18 protein-coding genes and 1 riboswitch are annotated in these 17,855 nt (G+C 32.1%); of the genes, 15 read left to right on the top strand and 3 right to left on the bottom strand.

Translation table 11 applies throughout. The features are described 5' to 3' along the window. Window positions 1-130 precede the first annotated feature (130 nt). Complete coding sequence (locus tag EAH81_RS10295; RefSeq protein ID WP_140506611.1) at window positions 131-943, bottom strand: DUF1223 domain-containing protein; 813 nt, start codon at window positions 941-943, stop codon at window positions 131-133. Window positions 944-1,063: 120 nt separating this feature from the next. After that, window positions 1,064-1,462 carry a DoxX family protein gene (locus tag EAH81_RS10290; protein WP_140506608.1) on the bottom strand — a complete coding sequence of 133 codons (399 nt, stop codon included), beginning with the start codon at window positions 1,460-1,462 and terminating at the stop codon, window positions 1,064-1,066. A 206-nt stretch (window positions 1,463-1,668) separates the two neighbouring features. Between EAH81_RS10290 and EAH81_RS10285 the strand changes: the two genes are divergently transcribed. The 8 genes from EAH81_RS10285 (at window position 1,669) to EAH81_RS10250 (ending at window position 9,650) form a co-directional block, all read left to right on the top strand. After that, on the top strand, window positions 1,669-2,244 hold the full coding sequence (locus tag EAH81_RS10285) for a Crp/Fnr family transcriptional regulator (protein WP_140506606.1): 576 nt from the start codon (window positions 1,669-1,671) through the stop codon (window positions 2,242-2,244). Between the two features lie 685 nt (window positions 2,245-2,929). Next, window positions 2,930-3,463: a YceI family protein gene (locus tag EAH81_RS10280; protein WP_140506604.1), complete on the top strand. Its 534-nt coding sequence runs from the start codon at window positions 2,930-2,932 to the stop codon at window positions 3,461-3,463. A gap of 26 nt (window positions 3,464-3,489) precedes the next feature. Beyond that, on the top strand, window positions 3,490-3,708 hold the full coding sequence (locus EAH81_RS10275) for a tautomerase family protein (RefSeq protein WP_140506601.1): 219 nt from the start codon (window positions 3,490-3,492) through the stop codon (window positions 3,706-3,708). Between the two features lie 4 nt (window positions 3,709-3,712). After that, a complete protein-coding gene (locus EAH81_RS10270) occupies window positions 3,713-4,447 on the top strand; it encodes an SDR family NAD(P)-dependent oxidoreductase (RefSeq protein ID WP_140506599.1) in 735 nt (244 codons plus the stop codon). Between the two features lies 1 nt (window position 4,448). Continuing rightward, on the top strand, window positions 4,449-4,904 hold the full coding sequence (locus tag EAH81_RS10265) for a nuclear transport factor 2 family protein (protein WP_241676548.1): 456 nt from the start codon (window positions 4,449-4,451) through the stop codon (window positions 4,902-4,904). An 18-nt stretch (window positions 4,905-4,922) separates the two neighbouring features. Continuing rightward, the gene (locus EAH81_RS10260) at window positions 4,923-6,008 is read left to right on the top strand and encodes an NAD(P)H-dependent flavin oxidoreductase (RefSeq protein WP_140506596.1); all 1,086 of its coding nucleotides are present in this window, start codon (window positions 4,923-4,925) and stop codon (window positions 6,006-6,008) included. A gap of 588 nt (window positions 6,009-6,596) precedes the next feature. Then, window positions 6,597-6,696: riboswitch (SAM riboswitch) on the top strand. Between the two features lie 297 nt (window positions 6,697-6,993). Continuing rightward, window positions 6,994-7,983: a TlpA disulfide reductase family protein gene (locus EAH81_RS10255; RefSeq protein WP_140506594.1), complete on the top strand. Its 990-nt coding sequence runs from the start codon at window positions 6,994-6,996 to the stop codon at window positions 7,981-7,983. Window positions 7,984-8,174: 191 nt separating this feature from the next. Further along, window positions 8,175-9,650, top strand: coding sequence for an aminotransferase class V-fold PLP-dependent enzyme (locus EAH81_RS10250; RefSeq protein ID WP_241676547.1), 1,476 nt, complete (start codon window positions 8,175-8,177; stop codon window positions 9,648-9,650). Between the two features lie 138 nt (window positions 9,651-9,788). Here EAH81_RS10250 and EAH81_RS10245 read toward each other — a convergent pair whose 3' ends face one another. Beyond that, window positions 9,789-10,172, bottom strand: a complete 384-nt coding sequence (locus tag EAH81_RS10245) for a winged helix-turn-helix transcriptional regulator (RefSeq protein ID WP_140506590.1) — start codon at window positions 10,170-10,172, stop codon at window positions 9,789-9,791. 92 nt (window positions 10,173-10,264) lie between these two features. On the opposite strand from EAH81_RS10245, the gene EAH81_RS10240 reads away from it, so the two are divergent. The 7 genes from EAH81_RS10240 to EAH81_RS10210 all read left to right on the top strand — a co-directional run bounded on the left by EAH81_RS10240 (window position 10,265) and on the right by EAH81_RS10210 (window position 17,850). Continuing rightward, on the top strand, window positions 10,265-11,263 hold the full coding sequence (locus EAH81_RS10240; protein ID WP_140506589.1) for an NADP-dependent oxidoreductase: 999 nt from the start codon (window positions 10,265-10,267) through the stop codon (window positions 11,261-11,263). Then, complete coding sequence (locus EAH81_RS10235) at window positions 11,260-11,724, top strand: cupin domain-containing protein (protein WP_140506588.1); 465 nt, start codon at window positions 11,260-11,262, stop codon at window positions 11,722-11,724. The genes EAH81_RS10240 and EAH81_RS10235 overlap by 4 nt, the downstream gene beginning before the upstream one ends. 516 nt (window positions 11,725-12,240) lie before the next feature. Then, on the top strand, window positions 12,241-14,451 hold the full coding sequence (locus EAH81_RS10230; protein ID WP_140506587.1) for a lantibiotic dehydratase family protein: 2,211 nt from the start codon (window positions 12,241-12,243) through the stop codon (window positions 14,449-14,451). Beyond that, on the top strand, window positions 14,448-15,356 hold the full coding sequence (locus tag EAH81_RS10225) for a thiopeptide-type bacteriocin biosynthesis protein (protein WP_140506586.1): 909 nt from the start codon (window positions 14,448-14,450) through the stop codon (window positions 15,354-15,356). The genes EAH81_RS10230 and EAH81_RS10225 overlap by 4 nt, the downstream gene beginning before the upstream one ends. 123 nt (window positions 15,357-15,479) lie before the next feature. Next, window positions 15,480-15,644, top strand: coding sequence for a class I lanthipeptide (locus tag EAH81_RS10220; RefSeq protein WP_140506585.1), 165 nt, complete (start codon window positions 15,480-15,482; stop codon window positions 15,642-15,644). 65 nt (window positions 15,645-15,709) lie between these two features. Next, window positions 15,710-16,531, top strand: coding sequence for an alpha/beta hydrolase (locus tag EAH81_RS10215; protein ID WP_140506583.1), 822 nt, complete (start codon window positions 15,710-15,712; stop codon window positions 16,529-16,531). A 107-nt stretch (window positions 16,532-16,638) separates the two neighbouring features. Then, complete coding sequence (locus EAH81_RS10210) at window positions 16,639-17,850, top strand: lanthionine synthetase LanC family protein (protein WP_140506582.1); 1,212 nt, start codon at window positions 16,639-16,641, stop codon at window positions 17,848-17,850. Window positions 17,851-17,855 lie beyond the last annotated feature (5 nt).

Genomic DNA, 17,855 nt, shown 5'->3' with positions numbered 1-17,855 from the left:
TCGACCAACGGGAGAAATCACATAAAGTAGCTCGACAAAGATTGGCGACTATTAGAACGGAGTTTCTAGTGTGATTTCTCCTGCGTCGAAATGACAAAAAACTTTACGTCATCTATAAACAAAAGCTGATTTATTGTAAATCAGCTTTTGTAGTTATAACAATTCTTCCGGTAACAGTATTTTGAATAAACCCAATTAATTCAAAGTCTTGCGAATTGAAATTCTGAGGTTTGAGAACTGTAACTTTACCTTCTTTATTATCCAATTTAAAAGAATTGAGCTGTCTCACAATTTGAGTATGATGTAACATTCTGCCTGTATTTTCTCCGCGAATTACCTTAGAAGTTCCTTGTTTTTGAACCGTCGCAACAAACAAGCGACTATCTTTTTCGAGCACATTTGTTTTAAACTGGATTTCTAAAGCATCTTTATCTGATTGTGCTGTAAGAGTTAAATCTGTCGATGTTTTGGCTTCTAAAGCATCTGAAACTTTTTTGTTTAATGCCGATTCATTATAACCTGCAAATTCAGTAGTTCCGTTAATGATAAATTGTGGCGTGTACATCACCTGCAAATGAAGCCAATCCTGGTATTTTTGTTGGCGAAGTGTAAATTCATTCGAACTAAACTGATCTTTCCATCCCAAACGATCCCAATAATCTACATGATAGGCTAAAAGATAAAGGTTTTTGTTTCCAGCTTCGCTTTGCAATTTTGTTATTAATTCATCGGCAGGAGGACAGCTAGAACAGCCTTCTGAAGTGAAAAGTTCTACAACGACGAAGCTATTATTATTATTATTATTATTATTATTCGAAATTTTGATCGTTGTTGCTTTAGAATTTCCAATTAATTCCTCCTGACTGTCGGGAAACATGAAACAGTTGAGAAAGAAAAATCCGGAAAATGCGATTGTTCCAAGTATTATAAGTGTATTTTTCATAATGTTTTATTTTAAAATTATAGATTATCTATTATTTTCGGCCTGTATTTTAGCCTGCAAATCATAAATGCCCAAGATTAGTTCTCAGGCATTTCTTCGCAATTTCTAATTAGAGTAAAATTAGTTAACTATTATATTTTTGGTATAATTTGCAGCGTACAATTCTCTAAACATTGCATACGTGACACTTACCATGGCAAAAGCAATAATAGCGTCGATTGTAGCAGGAAAACCTAATACAGCCAGTTTTGAGAAGAAAGCAAAAGTGATGTCAAAGAAAATGCCTGCAAATACCCATTCTTTCAATCTCAATAATTTATTTGGAATTAATAAAGTAATAACTCCCGATACTTTCAATACGCCAAGCAAATAAATAAAATGCTCAGGATAACCCAATTGTTGTGTAATTTTCCAAACCACAGGATTTGTTGTAAGTTCAAAAAAACCGCTGGCACCAAACCATAAAGAGGTTAGAATAATTCCTGTCCAATAAATAATTTTTGTAGTTTTTGTGTTCATGATTTTAAATTTTTAAGTTGTTAAACAGGACAAAATTGCGTCAGATGCAATCAAAATCATATTGCTTTTTTGCCGAAACGGACAATTTTAGATTTGAATCAGACATTCTAAAGTTTGAGCTTTTCTATAAAATCGGAATATTGATGTGATGTGATTTTGTAACTTTGAGAATTACTTCGTGAACAAGTTAAATTCATATTATAAGAATGGGAGCCAAAGAACTATTACAAGAACATATTGCCAAAACTGCTGTATTGACAGAAAAGGAATTCGATTACTTTTTTTCCCATTTTTCACCCATTTCTTTCAAGAAAGGACAAACTATTGTGAGTGCCGGAGATCATGTTGATTGCGAGTATTTTGTGGTTTCGGGTTGTTTAAAAGCCTTTTTTATAAATGATGAGATAAAGATGTATATACTTCAGTTTGCGATGCCAACGTGGTGGACTTCTGATTATAATGCTTTATACAATCAAACAACTGCAACAATAAACATTGATTGTATCACAGATGCCGAAGTGCTTTGTCTTTCGAATAGTGACCGCGAGAAACTATGCAAAGAATTCCATCAGGTAGAACATTTTTTTCGCTGGAGAACCAATAAAGGATATATAGCATCACAAAAAAGGCTTTTGTCTTTTATGAATAACAATGTCAAAAAACGCTATGAAGAACTTTTAGGATTATATCCTCAATTGTATAATCTTGTTCCAAAGCATTTAATTGCTGCTTATTTGGGTGTTTCAAGAGAAACCCTAAGTAGATTGCAAGCTCATAAATAATTTTTGTTTCACGCAGATTTTAAAAAGATTTAAGCAGATTTTTTTATAATGTTTGCGTTTAGTTTGTCAATTTCGACGGAGGAGAAATCACACACGTAACTCGTCAAAGATTGGCGATTAGGAATGACGGATTAAGATTAAAATAATTTTTGTTTCACGCAGATTCGGCAGATTAAGCAGATTTTTTTATAATGTTTACGTTTAGTTTGTCATTTCGACGGAGGAGAAATCGCACACGTAACTCGGCAAAGATTATAGATTACGAATGACGGATTAAAATTAAAATAATTTTTGTTTCACGCAGATTCGGCAGATTAAGCAGATTTTTTTATAATGTTTACGTTTAGTTTGTCAATTTCGACGGAGGAGAAATCACACACGTAACTCGTCAAAGATTGGCGATTACGAATGACGGATTAAGATTAAAATAATTTTTGTTTCACGCAGATTCGGCAGATTAAGCAGATTTTATATTTATGATTCGTTGAAAATAAATATCTGCACACATCTGCTTAAATCTTCTTTAAATCTGCGTTAAAAAATTTTAACAACCCCATGAGAAATAAACCTTTGCAACTTTGCAACTTTGTCCCTTTGAACCTCAAAAAAAAGAATGTGATCTAGGTCACGTAACCAATTTCTATATCCGCCGTTCCTTTGTATTGTACTTTTAAATACAATAAAAATGGAAACAACAAATTTTAAAATCGTAAGCTCAAATAGCAACGTAGAATGGACTGGTAGAAAAGTTACCGGTGCACATAATGGTACAATTGGTATCAAAGAAGGTAATTTCATCTTGAATGGTGGAAAAGTAAAAGGAGGTAATATCGTTATTAATACTTCTACAATAAAAATTCTGGATGTTACAGATCCTGCAACAAACGAACAGTTTGCGGGACACCTTGCTTCAGATGATTTTTTCTCTATCGAAAAATTTCCAACCGCATCTTTTGATATTCTTTGCGTAAAAGAGTTATCAAGTGACACTTATTACCTTGAAGGGAATCTTACTATAAAAGATATTTCGCATGTTGTTGGTTTTGAGGCGAGTGTAGCCAATAACGAAAACGCAATTACACTTTCAGGTAAACTGATTATTGATCGTACCAAATATGATATCAGATTCCGTTCCGGTAATTTCTTCAAAGACTTAGGAGATACATTGATTTACAATGATTTTGAATTGGATTTCAATATTTCTGCTAAAGCACTATAATTAGAACAACCTAAAAAATTAAAGTCATGCCTTACGTAAAAATAGAATTGACCCGCGAGGGAGTAACCCGCGAGCAAAAACAAGAATTAATAAGCGGAATAACCAATTTGATTACAGAAGTTTTAAACAAAGATCCGCACTTAACTCACGTTGTAATTCAGGAAATTGAATTGGACGATTGGGGTTATGCAGGAGAACAAGTATCAGTATTAAGAGAAAAAGGCATAACAGCCGATAAAAAATAAAATCATGAAAAAACAAACCATAATTGTAACAGGTGCTGCATCTGGTATAGGAAAAGGGATTGCAAAATATTTTTTGGACAGAGGTGATAATGTTGTCATCAATTCCTTAACGCCAAGCGCATTAGAAAATACTTATAATGAATTTGGAGCAGGGGATAATCTTGCAAAATTTGCCGGCGATGTTAGTAATATAGAAACCGGGAAACAATTGGTTGCTTTGGCAATCGAAAAATTTGGATCGGCAGATGTACTGGTAAATAACGCGGGAATCTTTGACAGCAAACCATTTTTGGAAGTTGACGAAGCGTATTTGGATAAATTTTTGAAAACAAATCTAAAAGGAACTTTTTTCACTACACAAGCAGTGATTCCGCAAATGCTGCAACAAAAAGGCGGAGTAGTAATCAACATCGGAACGCCGCTTGTAAATCACGGTTTGGGCGGATGGCCGGCTTCGGCTCCGGTATCAAGTAAAGGTGCAATTCATGCCTTGACGATTCAATTGGCAGCCGAATTTGGAAAACAGAATATTCGTGTAAATACTGTTGCGCCAGGAGTTATTCGTACGCCAATGCACGGTGATAAAGCGGATCAGAGTGCAGGTTTGCATTTATTAAACCGAGTGGGAGAAATCGATGATGTTGCCGAAATGGTTTATACGGTAGCAAAAAGTAATTTTATTACCGGATCAATTATCAATGTTGACGGTGGTAAAGGAGCCGGACATAATTTAAACTAAGGTGAAAAATTTTATAGTATTAATAGTTTTAATGTCCTGTGTAACAGCAGGACTTAAAGCACAAAACAGAATCAAAATGGAAAATCAGCAAGTAGATATAGCAGCAATTACAGACATAGTAGAAAACTATTATTTTAAAGGAATTTACGAAGGCGACGAAATGTTGCTGGGAAGTATTTTTCATCCGGGGACATTGGTTTTTGGAGATGTAAAAGGTCAGCCGTACTTCAAAACGATAGATCTTTATTTGGATGGCGTCAAAAACAGACAAAGCCCAAAAGATTCCGGAAAACCTTTTAAAGGTGAAATTTTGAATATAAAAATCGTAAATTCAATTGCGATTGCAGAAATTAGTGTTAAAATGTACGACTTTAATTATTTGGATTTTTTATCTTTCCATAGGATTGATGGTCAGTGGATTATCGTCAATAAAATGTTAACAGACGTAAGCAAATAAACTCTAAAAATTAAAGTGATGTGGTACAATACAGAAGCTTCAAAATTGTTAGGAATTCAATATCCAATTCTTCAGGGACCATTTGGAGGAAATTTATCATCAGTAGAATTAACAGCCGCTGTGTCGAATGCAGGAGGACTTGGCGGATACGGAGCTTATACAATGAGTCCGCAGGAAATCTTTGAAGCAGACAAACAAGTAAAAGCAGCAACTAATAAATCGTATAATCTAAATCTTTGGGTATCTGATTCTGATATGGATCCGGAAGGTATTTCAGACGAACAATTTAATAAAGCAAAAGAAGTATTCAAACCGTATTTTGACGAAGTTGGAATTCCGTTACCGGAAAAACCAGCATCTTTTCAATCGAGATTTGAGAATCAGCTTGAAGTAGTTTTAAAGGTTCGTCCAAAAGTATTCAGTTTTATGTTTGGCGTTCCTTCCGCAGATATTTTAGAACAATGCCGAAAATCAGGAATTGTTACAATTGGTGCAGCGACAACGCTAGACGAAGCAATCTTTCTGGAAAATGCAGGCGTAGATATGATTATTGCTTCTGGTTTTGAAGCGGGCGGACATCGACCTTCATTTTTAGCTTCGGCAGAATCATCTTTAACAGGAAGTTTTGTCTTGTTGCAATTAATTCGGGAAAAAGTAAAAGTTCCTGTTATTGCAGCTGGCGGAATCGCTAACGGAAAAGGTGTTGCAGCAGCTTTGGCTTTAGGCGCAAGCGCAGCTCAAATTGGGACTGCATTTTTGGCTACTGATGAATCGAATGCATTGCCAATTCACAAGCAAATGTTGTTTTCAGAAGCATCAAAATACACCACTTTATCACGTGCTTACACAGGCAAACTCGGACGCGGATTAACAAGTAGAATTGCAAAAGAAATTTTAGGTAAAGAAGCAGGTATATTACCATTTCCGTTACAGACTACATTCATGTCTCCGTTACGAAAAGCAGCGCTAGATCAGGAAAAATGGGATATGATATTGTTTTGGGGCGGACAAATAGCGCCAATTCTAAAACACACAAAAGCGAGTGAATTAATGCATTCTTTGATAGAAGAAACTACAGCTTATTTTGATGGATTGAAGTTATAATGTAATTTTTTAGGAGATAATCCCGCTATCCGTTCCAATCTTTTGTGTCCGCCGCGGCGGACACAAAAGGATTTCCTCCCGAAGCCTCGGGACTATCGGGGCAAGGGAATCATTTTCATAATAATATTTACGTAATCTTGTTGTTTCGATTTCGATTATAAAATCAAATCTTTTTTCAGCAGTTCCGAAGGAACAAAATATATTGTAGAGATGGATTTTAATCCATCATTCGCAGTCAGAACCCAATCTTGTCATTCCGAGGAACGAGGAATCACACGTGAAATTCCGCACATAATATCGTCAATCTTTGTCGATAAAACGAACTCATTTCAAAAAACGTAATGAGTTTTTTTATGTTTTTTCAACATTATAAAATGAGATTTTATGTTTTTTACCAATTTTCTATCTGAATTTCTATTATAAAATGAAAAAACAGTAAAAGATTATTCCCTTTGTAAGTATCTATTTTACAGTATTTTATATTGTAAAAAACGAGTTTTATAAATAATTTTCGAAAAAACACCTTTAAACTATACTAGTTTTATAGAATTAGTATATATATTTGTATCACAGAAAACTTCTGTATGATACTTATCCAGAAAGACTGAGGGAATAGGCCCAATGATGTCTTAGCAACCTGTTACCGAATAAGGTGCTAAATCCTTCCGCACAGGCGGACAGATAAGAAAGATTTGCTTAATCTGAATAAGATCATTTTGTTAAATATTATTTATTTTAAAATGAAAAGCAAACATTCTTTACACGCAGATTATGAAATTTTAAATTCAATTTTCGAAGAAAACTGCTTTGGTTTTTTGCGAATGCGAAAGCGTTAAATTCTCTCTTTTCCTTTTTTACAACAATTGCTAGAGGTCTTAATTATTCTGACCTGAATAATTCTTTTGTCCAATCTTAAACTAAAACTACAATGAAAAAAAACGTACTACGATGCTTTGAGAAAGCGCCATTTAAAAATCAAAATATAATGAAAAACATACTATTGGGCTTTGCGCTATTTTTTGCAGCAACACAAATTCAGGCGCAAGACACCGCTTTACAATTAAAAGGAACCGTTACAGATACAGTTGCCCAATACGTTTATCTGCAGAAATTCCACAATAAAATGTTTACCACAATTGATTCGGTAAAAGTGAAAGACGGAAATTTTAGTTTTAAAACAAAAGTAAAAACACCCGAATTATACGGATTAAGTGTAAACACAGAAGATTCTCCATTATATATTTTCCTTGAAAAAACTCCAATAACGGTAAAATTAAACCCGAAGAAATATTATACAAATTCTGTAGTTGAAGGTTCTGAATCTCAGAATTTATTCGAAACGTATAAAAAATCAAATGATGTGGAAATCAGTAAATTCATTACAGAAAATCCTAAATCTATTGTTTCGGCTTATGTATTGTACAGAAACTGGTCGTACAGATTAACGCCGGAACAAATAACTCAAAACATTGCTTTATTTGATAAAAGCCTGCAAAGTACCACTTACGTGAAAGAATTAAAAGAACTGGTTACTGTTTTAGACGGATTAGCGATTGGTAAAAAAGCACCTGATTTTACAGCAAATGATCCACAAGGGAAACCAGTTCGCCTTTCAGAAAATTTAAAAGGTTACACTTTAGTCGATTTTTGGGCTTCATGGTGTGGACCTTGCCGTAGAGAAAATCCAAATATTGTGGCAGCTTACAAAGAATATCACGACAAAGGTTTTAACATCGTTGGTGTTTCTTTAGATAAAAAGAAAGAAAACTGGATTAAAGGAATTCAGGATGATAATTTGAATTGGCTGCACGTTTCTGATTTACTTTTCTGGAACAGCGCTATTGCTAAATTATATGGTGTGAGAGCGATTCCTGGGAATTATTTAGTCGATTCAAAAGGAATTATCGTTGCAAAAAACCTGCACGGAGAAGAATTACAGACTACGCTTAAAACACTTTTAGAGAAAGGGATTTAGAGATTATTTTCATTTCTGTCATTCCGAGGAACGAGGAATCTCCGTTAGAAACTCGACAATCATAATCGACAATCTTTACGAAGCTACTTGTGGAGATTGCTTCGCCAGTTCACTATCGTTCGTGTCCTCGTTCCTCGGAATGACAAACAGAACTTATATAATCCCAAATAATAATTAAAATGATAAAGGAAATGAATGCTATTGAGACAGAAACGAAACCAATTGAATTAGAGTGTTATTTTTCTAAATTTAGAGAAAATACAGTAGGCGTAGGTCATAGTTTTAAATCGGTTTATGGAAAACAAAATATGCTGTATGCAGATTGGGTTGCCAGCGGAAGATTATACGCTCCAATCGAGGATACTATGCTTAATAAAATTGGACCGATGATTGCCAATACGCATTCACTTTCAAGTCAAACAGGAAAAACTTCTACATATGCCTATCAATACGCGAGAGATATTATAAAAAAATCAGTTAATGCCAATGAATCTGATGTTTTGGTTACAACCGGAACCGGAATGACGGCGGCTATATCAAAATTGCAAAGAATAATAGGGCTGCTTAAGAATGATAATGATGAAGACAAACCTGTCGTTTTTATCACGCACATGGAGCACCATTCTAATCAGGTTTCATGGTATGAAACTAACGCCGAAGTGGTGATCCTGCCTCCTGATGAAAATAATTTAGTCGATCCCAATACGCTTTCGGAAGAATTAAAAAAATATAAAGACAGAAGCATAAAAATAGGCTCATTTACAGCTTGTTCGAATGTTACAGGAATTATTACGCCTTATCATGAATTAGCCAAAATCATGCATAAAAACGGCGGACTTTGTTTTGTTGATTTTGCAGCTTCGGCGCCCTATGTCAAAATCGATATGCATCCAAAAGATCCGGAACAGCAATTGGACGCTATTTTCTTTTCGCCTCATAAATTCTTAGGCGGACCTGGAACTTGTGGTGTTTTGGTTTTTAATGAAAAATTATACAAATCTGATTTTCCTGATAATCCGGGCGGAGGAAATGTAAAATGGACCAATCCGTTGGGTAAATATTGTTATAGCGAGGTCATAGAAGTTAGAGAAGATGGTGGGACGCCAGGCTTTCTACAAGTTATAAGAACTGCCTTAGCTTTAGAATTAAAAGATAAAATGGGCGTTTCAAACATTAAAAAAAGAGAAAAAGAACTGCTGGATCTTTGTTTTTCCAGACTTCAAAAAATAAAAGGATTGTCCATCTTAGGCGACCTTAAAACAGAACGAATTGGTTGTGTTTCTTTTGTAATCGAAGATATTCATTATAATCTGATCGTAAGACTTTTAAATGATCGTTTCGGAATTCAGGTTCGTGGCGGCTGGTCTTGTGCGAGTACTTATGCACATTATCTTTTTAATATAAATGAGAAAAAATCAGACATAATTACAAACGAGCTTTTGGAGAAAAACCAAACCAATAAACCGGGCTGGGTTCGTCTATCACTGCATCCAATTATGACAAATGATGAACTTTCGTTTATCTGTGATGCAATTGAACAAGTTTCTTTGCATGCTAAAAAATGGCAGAAAGATTATGAGTATAATTTAGTTACAAACGAATTTGAAAACCCTGAAATTAAAGAAACTATAACCGAAGAAGTAAATGAATGGTTTAAGTTAGATTAAAAATTTAACACATAGATACATAGAATTTTCTAGTTGTATAAAAAGTTAATCAAAAGAAACTAGTTTCTAACACATAGCTATGTTTGTTTAGATAAGTGAAACGCCTTATAGCCAAAGAAAAACTATGTATCTATGTGTTTAGAATTTATTTATTGACTCAATAATTTTTTCTCTATGAGAAAGTCCCCAGTTTACCAATGTTTCCGTTACAGGAAGTACAGATTTTCCATATTCAGTAATAGCATATGCAACAGTTGCAGGTTTAGTATCTTGCTCTGTTCGGCTTACCAGTAAATTTGTTTCCAGTTCTTTTAATTCCTTACTAAGCATTTTTGCCGAAATTCCTCCAATTTCGCGCTGCATTTTTTTAAAATGAATCGTTTGGTGCGTTCTATTGGTTAAGAAACGCAAAATCATAAGTTTCCATTTTCCTCCCAATACGTCCAGACTATCACGCATCGCCATAAGTTCTTCTGAACAATTGGCTTCGCGAAGTATTCCGTTATCATTAATTTTTGCCATACTAGTTTCTCTGAGGTAACCGGTTACCAAGTGTTAACCCATAACAAAAATAAAGTTTTACGGCTATACTTTTGTATAATAAAACAATAAAAATGAAAGCAATCGTACTACAACAAAATAACGAGTTTCTATTGGAAGAAATAGATATTCCTCAACCTGCAGACAATCAAATTCAGATAAAAATTATAGCTTCAGGTTTCAATCCAATTGACTATCAAATGACCGAAAACAGATCCGAAAAGAAACTTTTACATTCTAATGTTTTGGGTCGTGAATTCTCTGGTATTGTAACGGCATTAGGAAAAGAAGTGAAGGATTTTAAAATTAACGATGCCGTTTTTTGTGGCTCGGGAAGTATGGGGTCAAATGGTACTTATGCCAATTATATTTGCGTTCCTGAAGCAATCGTGATGCATAAACCGGACACGATTTCTTTTGAAGAAGCTGCGGCGATTCCATCAGTTGGTTTAACGGCATTACAATGTTTGAATCGGATGAAAGCTTCTTTTTTAGCTTCTATTTTGATTACCGGTGCAGCTGGCGGAGTAGGGAATATGCTGGTGAAGTTGCTTATTGCAAATGGTTATGAGAATTTTATTGTTACTGCAGGAAATGATCACAGTATTGCATCGTTAATGGATCTTGGTGTAAAGGAAAATCAGATTGTTAATTATAAAAATCAAAAAATAAACGAAGCTGCAATCATACTAAACAAAGGCAATAAATTTGATATTATAGTAGATTTGGTTGGAAATGAAATAGCCGAAATAACCGCACCACTTTTAGTAACAAACGGAATTTATGTAGATGTTACAACATTTTCTACGAGTCTCTCTCGTGAATTGCTTTTTAATAAAGGAGCGACAATAATCAATATTTCGAATTATGCTTACGGTATCGAAAAAAAATATGATTACTACAAGCAAGGATTAAATCAATTAAGAATTCTTTTGCAGAATAAATTAATTACACCGCCAACTGTTGCAATAGTTGGAAATATGGAAGTTGCTACGGTTCTTGAGGCTCATAAAATATTAAGGGAGAATAAAGCACAAGGAAAGAAATTAGTAATGCAAATTGATACAGTATGAAAACAATTCCAAGAAGAGTGGTAACGGGAATATCCAACGGAAAATCGATAATCGAACAAGATAATATTGTAACCAAAGTTTCGGAACATTTTCCGGGTCTGATTATTTCTGATATTTGGTCAACAGATTGTAGTCCAGCAAAATTTGAGGAGAAAATTATAGAGAATACAGCTTTTCCCAATACACCTTTAAATGGTAGTTATTTTCGATACGTACAAATTCCGCCTGATAAAGATTTGGGAATTGTAACGCCAGTAAATCAACCTCATCCTTTAATGCACCAGACCGAAACTCTTGATTATATTATGATTCTTTCGGGCGAGATTTATTTGATTGTAGATGAGGGCGAAACTTTATTGCAAGCGGGAGATATTGTCATACAAAGAGGCACAAATCATGCGTGGAGTAACCGATCTGATTTGCCTTGTATTCAATTGGCTGTATTGTTGGATGCGTCTTAATGAGTGATGTGCATTTTTGACAAGCAAATAAAAAAACAAATGAGCAAGAATTTACTCTGATATTAGATAATTATTTTTTGATTAATGATTCTTAAGTACTCCCGAATGTTGGCTAATTGATAAAAAAAAGTATTTGAAATAAAAAAAATATAAGTTTTTTAAGCCACAGATTAAAGGCAGATAATTTGTAATAAGGGTAAGATAATTTGGATGTACAGCTTATATAATATTTGATAATGTTTTGAAAACATGATGGTTATTTAAGACAATATGCCATGGTTAGAAATTGCTAATAAAAGTAATTTCATTTTGTAATCTTTATCGTATTTGAGATTAATTTTAAAAATTTTCTACAAATGAGGGAACCCGTAATGAAGTAATAAACAAACGATCTACATTTGGCAAAAAAAGGACGTTATTTTTCTTAAAATAAATAAGAAGATGTAGTAAAAATGAAGGAGGTTATTATAGCAAATTTTAATAAATGATTAATTAATCTTATAAAAAGTTTAAAAGTTGAGCAAAACAAGTTTAAATGAGTCCCAAAAAAACGGGAGTAAAAAAATCACTTACTTGTCTTTTGATAAATATGTCCTAAGAACACCTTATCTTACATTTAATGAGGTAAAAGATTTAGATATAGTAAAGGTTAGAGATTTTTGTTCATTACCATCAATATCTGAGGCGATTTATTTGGCATCTCCAGAATTACATCAGGAAATGTTAAAGTATTTAAACAGAGATCACGAGGAAACTGATGAAAAATTAGTATTTGCACTTCTTAAATACCTTTTAAGAATGGGAACACGTTGTACTCCTTTTGGATTATTTAGCGGTTGTTCTGTTGGTCAAATGGGGAATGAGACAAATATTACTCTAAAAGACTCTTCTGACTATAAGAGAGTTACTCGATTAGATATGAATTATTTGTGTTCTTTATCTCAGAAACTAGAATCTGATAAAGAAATTAGAGAAGAACTTTTATACTATCCTAATACAAGTTTATACCAGATTGGTGATGAACTAAGATATGTTGAACATAAATATATAAATACAGAAAGAAAACACTTTTTAATGTCAATTGATGCAAATGAGTTTATCAATGACGTTATGAAAACATCTGAAGCAGGAATCACGATACGTGATTTAGCTTCATTTATTGTTGACCCTGAAGTTTCATTAGAGGATGCGACAGATTTCGTACATGAGCTCATAGATAATCAATTACTAATTAGTTCTATTTCACCATTAGTCACAGGTCAGGATTATCTTAAGGTTTTAAGCGATAGTATAAAATCAGAACCTATTAAAAATTGGTTTAGTGAAATTAAAAGTAAATTAAGCAAGTTAGATAATAATAATGCTAAGGGTAATTTGTTGCTTTATAATGAAATAGCTGATTTAGCAAATTTTTTTGATGTTAAGGTTAACAAAAAATATCTTTTTCAAACTGACCTTAACGTTACTTATATTAAAAATGAACTTAATTCCAGTATTTTGGAAGATGTCAATGATGCGCTACAAGTATTAAATAAATTGTCTTCAAAAAAAACAAATTCGAAACTTGAATATTTTAAAAAGAAGTTTTACGAAAGATTTGAAGAAGAAGAAGTGCCATTGACATTAGCATTGGATGTAGAAACAGGTATTGGATTTGGAGAAGAATACGAAGACGCAGATAGTTTTAGTGTTTCAGAACTTATAGATGATGTATCTGTTGCAAGACCAATGGTTATAGAGGATACAACTAAAGTTGTTCAAACTAAATTAGATAAGCTATTATTAAGTAAATCATTATCTAATCGTAATAAGGGAGCGATAATTGAGATTGAACACGATGATCTTATTGACTTTAAAGAAAATTGGGACGATGTACCCAATACTTTCTCGGTAGTAATTAGAATCTGTGAAGTAAGAGATTCTAAACCTCTCATTTATTTGCCTGGTTTTGGTGGGTCAACGGCTACTAATTTATTAAATAGATTTAGTCATGTTGATGCAGAAATGTACAATTATGTAGAAGAAATATTACTCAAAGAAAAGCAAGAAAATATAATTTTTGCCGAAATTGTTCATCTTCCCCAAGCTAGAGTTGGAAACGTATTGTCACGAGCTAATTTGAGAGATTATGAAATTCCATATTTGGCGCAGAGTTCTTTGCCAATTGAGAAACAAATTTTAATAACTGATTTACTAGTTTCTGTAAGAAATGGTCGTGTAGTGTTGCGTTCTAAAGCAAATAACAAAGAAGTTCTACCAATGTTATCCAATGCACATAATTTTGATGCTGACCCTTTACCTATTTATAGTTTTTTATGCGAAATGCAAACCCAAAATACCAGAAGCTATTTTGATTTTAAATGGGGAGATTTTCTAATAAACGAGAGTTATTTACCTCGCGTGGTTTATAAAAACATTATTTTTTCTTTAGCAACCTGGAAATTTAATAGAAATGAACTCAAAAAAATAAGTAACAATCAAGAACTGGAAATTTGGTTAAAGAAGAATTCTATACCAAACAGAGTGCATATTTCGGATATGGATAATAATTTATTTATTGATTTTGAAAATGAATTGAGTAGTAAGATGTTTCTATCAATTATTAAAAGTAGGGATTATATAATTCTTAAAGAATATTTATTTAACGAGGATATGCCCTTAATAAAAAAAGATAATTACGGCGTTGAAAATGAAATTATTCTTTCATTTTATAAAGAAATCATATGAAAAATATTTCACTAGAACCTAAAAGATTATTTATCGTTGGCAGTGAATGGTTATATTTTAATATATATATAGGCCCACAAACTTCTGATAAATTTTTGATTTCTATTTTAAATCCGCTATCAAGTCAGTTAATTGAGGAAAATGTAATTGACAAGTGGTTCTACATACGTTATAAAGATGAGTGGGGACAACATTTGAGAGCTCGTTTTCATTTGTTTGATGTTAAGAATGTTAGCGAAGTCATATTTAGATTCCATGATTTAATTATGCCTTTTTTAGAGAATAAATTAATATCTAATATCACAATTAATACTTACAAAAGAGAATTGGAACGATATGGAATTAATACTATTGAAGAGTTTGAAACATTGTTTTTCATAAATAGTAAGTTGATATTGAAAATTATAGAATTAACTGAAGATAGTCAGGAAAACAGATGGCTTTATGGAATGAGATCAATTGATACTTTTTTAGATTTATGGAATTTTGATACAGATCAAAAAAAGGGATTATTAGAATCTTTAAAAACAAGTTTTGGTAAAGAATTTGGAATTGATAAAGAAATAAGAAAGCAATTAAGTAAAAAGTATAGAGATAATAAAAGTAAGATTGAGAATTTGTTTAGTGACACAAATGAGGAATTAGATAATATCCTGAAAGTTTTTAAAGTTGAAAGTAAGCCGTATGTTGATGCAATTTTTCAAAAAATAGAAATTAAGGATTCAGATGAAACATTTTTAATTAACGATTTACTTAGTAGTTATATTCATATGCATTGTAACAGACTTTTTCAATCTAAGCAACGCAGGCATGAATGGATATTGTATGATTTATTGTTTGAGTATTATTACAGTAAGTCAGCGAGATATAAAAATACTATAACAATGAAATTAGTAAATAACTAATTATTATGAAATATTTTGGAAATCACATAGATTACCAAAAATAACAATAAATCTGCGCAGATTGAAGGAGGACGCTGAAAATCCTATATAAAAGTGTAAGCAAAATATTTATAATTTTTTAAAATGAAAAAGTTACAATTAAACAAAAAAACAGTATCTGTATTAAACAAAAAAGAAATGAGCACTGTTAAAGGTGGTCAACAAGCTGAATTTTTATCAGTTTATAGCTGTAGAGCGTCAAGAAGTGGGAATGATTGTTGTGGAAGCAGTGTACCAGGTATACTATAATAATTTCTGAATTACCTTAGCGCAATTTTATTGTGCTAAGGTTTTTTTTAATCAATTTTAAGTAGATGAAGAAAAATATACTTCTTATTTTACTTTTGGTAACCCATATTTTGATATCTCAAAATAATCAGGAATCAGGAAGAAAAAAAATTAGTGATCAAAAATATAATTCTCAAGATATTGAATTTATTAATGATGAAGACCACATAAAATTGTATGGTACTTTACTAAGTCCTGATACTAAATACTCAAAAATTGCAATAATTGTCCCGGGAAGTGGTAAAAACACTAGAGATTCACATTATTTTTTAGCACAGGAACTTTTAAAAGAGGGTATTGCTGTATTTAGATATGATGAACGAGGAGTCGGCATGTCCGAGGGAAAATATAAGTTTATTGAAGATAATGATGATTTATACTATGCGATCAAAAAGTTGAAAGAATCAAGTATTGTTTCTAATATTAAGATTGGAGTAATCGGGCATAGTATGGGAGGTTTTTTAGTATTATCTGCTTACGAAAAGAATAATAATTTAGACTTCCTTGTATTATTATCAACACCTATTGAGAAAGACGGAAAATTCAGAAAGCGTTATTTTATACATAATGATCAAAAAACAGTGTCTTTACAAAATGTCCTCACCAATATTAAAACTCCAACTCTTTTTATGATTGGTACAGAAGATAGTTTCTGCAATCCTGAAAAAGCTGTTACATTACTTAGTACTCTTGAAAATCCAAAAATAACGATTAATAAGGAAAAGGAGATGAATCATTTTCTAATAAAGGGAAATGACAGCTGGAGGAAAACAGAAAGTTACGATTTACTTTATGAAATGGATCAAAAAACATTGAGCGAAATTGTCAATTGGTTGAATACAATGTAATACCGAAAATTAAATTGTAGAGTATCTAATCTAATTTGTTTTTATACCGGATTATTCTTTGATCCTTTAATAGTTGTCTGAAATATTCAGCGCACGCTACTTTAATTATGGAAAAATTATTTCAAAAAATAGAACAAAAATTATTTCAATCAGCTAGAAATATGTCTCGCCCAGTACTTAATAATGATCTGGGAACGTTGGTTTATTTTGCAACAAGATATAAAATAAGTGGAGATGAAAAATATAAAAAGAAAAGTATTTTTTTACTAAAAGAAATGCTTGTTGTTTTTAATAATTACGATTTTTCATCAGGGGCATTAGATGGATTTGAAAGTATTTTTTGGACTATTGATTATCTTGAAAAATGCAAAATAATTGAAGATTCTAATGAATACTTAGAGGATATCACGGAAAACTTATTTCAATCGATAGATTTGGATATCGAAAACGAAATGTTTGAGGTTTTTTATGGAAGTATCGGAAAAATGCAATACTTTTTAAATGAAAAAAGAATTACAGACGAAAAAGTTATTGAGTTAATTAACCGCTTAATATTGTCATTATGGAATAGTAAAATGGAAAAAGATGGCAGATTTTACTGGATTGACAAAGTAAGTTTTAAAAAAGAATTAGAATTTGTAGATTTAGGTTTAGCGCATGGTATTGCAGCTATTTTTCTATTTTTAGTAAAATTAAAAGAACTTAATTATGAAAATAAATATTTAGATCTTTTAATAAATGGATTGGTAGAAACATTTAAAAATGCTGAAAATGAAATAAAGGAATCGTCATTTTTTCCTGATCGCTACAACATTAAAAATAAAATATTGAATATTTTTAATTCGAGATTAGCCTATTGCGTTGGTGATTTGCCTATTTCATATGCTTTTTCGTATGCTGGAAATATCACGAATAATTTGGAATGGACAGAATATTCCAAACAAATTATAAAAGCCAGCTTAGTAAAAGAAGTTTCAAATTCTCAGTTAAAGCAGTTTGGAGATTATGATTTTTTCGATATCGGTTTTTGCCATGGAATTAGTAGTATATTATTTTTGTTATATAAAATCAATAAGTATCATAATGATGATTTTCTTGATTTTAAAATCGATTATTGGAAAAAGGAATTGGTTAGAAATGTAGTTAAAGTCATAAAAATAGATGGGCCCATTTATTATTCAAAAACATTTGGTGATAAAGAAAGTAAAATTGAATTAAATAAGAACTCTATCTTGAATGGCCTTTGCGGAGCAGCATTAGTTTTACTAGCTCTGGAGCATGAAGAAACAGATTGGAGTTCATGTTTATGTCTATATTAGTTATT

Source organism: Flavobacterium pectinovorum (genome assembly GCF_006438875.1).
GTDB classification, from domain to species: Bacteria; Bacteroidota; Bacteroidia; order Flavobacteriales; family Flavobacteriaceae; genus Flavobacterium; species Flavobacterium pectinovorum_A.
This window is presented reverse-complemented; position numbering and strand designations above follow the sequence as displayed.